The organism is Ilumatobacter sp., assembly GCF_041688325.1.
GTDB lineage: Bacteria > Actinomycetota > Acidimicrobiia > Acidimicrobiales > Ilumatobacteraceae > Ilumatobacter_A.
On sequence record NZ_JBDNIJ010000330.1, the window covers coordinates 1 to 2,503 of the forward strand.

The 2,503-nt window shown below is 62.0% G+C and carries 3 protein-coding genes; 2 read left to right on the forward strand and 1 reads right to left on the reverse strand.

What is annotated here, in order from left to right; genetic code table 11:
• On the forward strand, positions 1 to 178 hold a 178-nt coding region (locus ACH2EI_RS17205; RefSeq protein ID WP_395160944.1), incomplete at its 5' end, for an SDR family oxidoreductase.
• Positions 179 to 221: 43 nt separating this feature from the next.
• Here ACH2EI_RS17205 and ACH2EI_RS17210 read toward each other — a convergent pair.
• Positions 222 to 938 carry an SDR family NAD(P)-dependent oxidoreductase gene (locus tag ACH2EI_RS17210; protein ID WP_395155231.1) on the reverse strand — a complete coding sequence of 239 codons (717 nt, stop codon included), beginning with the start codon at positions 936 to 938 and terminating at the stop codon, positions 222 to 224.
• Positions 939 to 1,052: 114 nt separating this feature from the next.
• Between ACH2EI_RS17210 and ACH2EI_RS17215 the strand changes: the two genes are divergently transcribed.
• Positions 1,053 to 2,384 carry an amidohydrolase family protein gene (locus ACH2EI_RS17215; protein WP_395155232.1) on the forward strand — a complete coding sequence of 444 codons (1,332 nt, stop codon included), beginning with the start codon at positions 1,053 to 1,055 and terminating at the stop codon, positions 2,382 to 2,384.
• The last annotated feature ends 119 nt before the right edge of the window (positions 2,385 to 2,503 follow it).

Genomic DNA, 2,503 nt, shown 5'->3' on the forward strand with positions numbered 1-2,503 from the left:
CCCGCTTCGTCGTCTCGGCGAACCGGATGACGTCGCCAACGTTGTGAGCTTCTTGTCGTCCGCCGATGCCGCCTACGTCACCGGTCAAGTGATCTATGTAGACGGCGGCGTCACGGAGTCACTGATGACATTGATACCGCGACCGGACAACGTCGCCGGTCTGCACATCGAAGACTGACCGGGTTGGCTGCCGACGGCGATCACCTCCGAGAAGGGGCGGATCACACTGCGTTCGCCGCCCAGCCGCCATCGGCGAAGATGACTTCTCCGGAGATGTAGGAGGACCGCTCCGAAAGCAGGAACTCGGCCAGTTCGCCGATCTCATCGGGCTCACCAACCCGACCGAGCGGGACGCGCCCGGTGAGCCACTTCAGCTGGTCCGGATCGGAGAGCCGCTCCTCGGCCATCGGCGTGCGGATCGGGCCCGGCGCGATGGCATTGGCACGCACGCCCATCGGAGCACCCTCGAGTGCAGCGGCACGCGTCAGCGACACGATTGCCCCTTTGGAGGCAACGTAGTGCGCCTGTCCGGGCACAGCGATCGTTGCGTTGACCGAAGCAATGGTGACGATCGAGCGGCGCGGAAGCGCCGTGCCGGTGCCGGTGCCGAGATCCCTGTCGGGAATCGCACGTAGAAACGATCGGATCGCCAGCCACGTACCGGTCACATTGACTCGGAGGTGGCGTTCCCATTCCTCAAGCGAGGTGTCGACGATCATATTGCGCGTTCTGATCCCGGCACTGGTGACCAAGCCGTCCAACGGGCCGATGTCGGCCATCATCGATTCCCAATTCTTCTCGTCGGTGACATCGAGTTGACGCACGTTGTCCCCGTTGGCGAGGTCAGCACGAATGACTTCCCAACCGTGGCGTTCCATCACGTCAGCGCACGCGGCGCCGATACCTGATGCTGCTCCGGTGACCAGTACGCGCCTCATTGGCCGAGCATGACACGCCGTCAGGCAGCGCGACGATGCGCGTCGCTAGACTACTGACGACGCTTCGATGGCGCCGCCTCTGTGCGCACCAATTGCAGAAGGAACCAACGCACGATGACCACGGCAATTCACATCAGCAACGGCTTACTCGTCGACGGTTCGGGGGCTGCACCGGTGCCGAACATCGACGTCGTGGTTGATGGAGACGTCATCGTGGCGGTCGGCGCAACCGGCACGATCGACGATCGTGTGCCCGCGGGTGCTCTGGTGATCGACGCTGACGGAGCGACGATCATGCCGGGTCTCATCGATGCCCATTGTCACATCACGTTCGACGACGTCCAGTCCAACGACGAGCTGTTCTTTCATCGACCGCCCACCACTGCGGCAATGATGACGCTGTTCAACCTCCCCAAACTTCTCTTGTCGGGCGTCACCTCGATCATGGATCCAGACACGGTGATGGGCATTGGTCCGGAAGTTCGGGAGGCAGTCAAGTCGGGTGCGTTCCCGGGTCCGCGAATCGCTACGGGCGTGCAGGCGTTGCTCACCTCGGTCGGTGGCACAGCCGGGCGGCTGATCCCCAACGAGGGTCGGGTCGGCTATGCCGCGATCGTCAACACGATCGACGAGATGGTTATCGAAACCAGGCGCCAAATCAAAGACGGTGCCGACTGGATCAAGATCCATGCCACTGGTTCGATCCCGACGCATCAAGGTGAGTTGCAGGTCTGGACCCTCGATGAGATGAAGGCGGTCTGCGCCACCTCGCACGCGCTCGGCGTTCCCGTCGTCGCCCACTGCCGAAATTCCTCCTCCACGCTTGAAGCCGCGCAGGCCGGTGTTGATCTCATCTTGCACGCATCGTTCATAGACGACGACGGTCTCCAGGCGGTCATCGATAATGGCGCTGCGCTTTGCCCAACTTTCACCTTCCTCGCCAACCTTGCCGATCATGGAGAGTTGGTCGGTGCGGGCGGGATGCGGGAAGTGTTCCGCGGCGAGATCGAAGCAACCGCCGACATGATTCGCAAGGCGTACGATGCTGGCGTTCCGATCCTGTGCGGTTCGGAGAGTGGGTTTGCGCTGACTCCTTACGGCCACTGGCACGCCCGGGAGATGGAGGTGTTCGTCAACGAGCTTGGCTTGACACCTGTCGAGGCGATGACGTGCGCCACTAAAAACAACGCGTTCGCCATGCGGCTGTCGGGCAAGCTCGGGGTCATCGCCGAGGGGTACCTCGCCGATGTACTCGTCGTCGACGGCGATCCCGCTTCTGACGTCACCGTGCTTCAGGACCGAACGAATTTGCGCACGGTGATCAGCCGTGGCGCACCGGTCGATCTGACGGCCCCTTGGCCTGAACGACGTCGGATACCCGGCGAAAAGGTCGGCAATTGGGCCGATCAGGTCCTGACCTACGAACGGACGCGCCAGATCAACTGAACAGGATCTCAGGGATCCAAACCCTGGGCAACGAGCTGCTGATTCCGTTTATCGAAGTTGCATCGAAAATCTTCGGGTCGACGCGACGTTGAACGAATACGTCGATTCCTTCACGTTCG

Bases quoted from the DNA above. Each gene is read 5' to 3' on its own strand.
- ACH2EI_RS17210 (WP_395155231.1), bottom strand. From the start codon at position 938: ATGAGGCGCGTACTGGTCACCGGAGCAGCATCAGGTATCGGCGCCGCG.
- ACH2EI_RS17215 (WP_395155232.1), top strand. From the start codon at position 1,053: ATGACCACGGCAATTCACATCAGCAACGGCTTACTCGTCGACGGTTCG.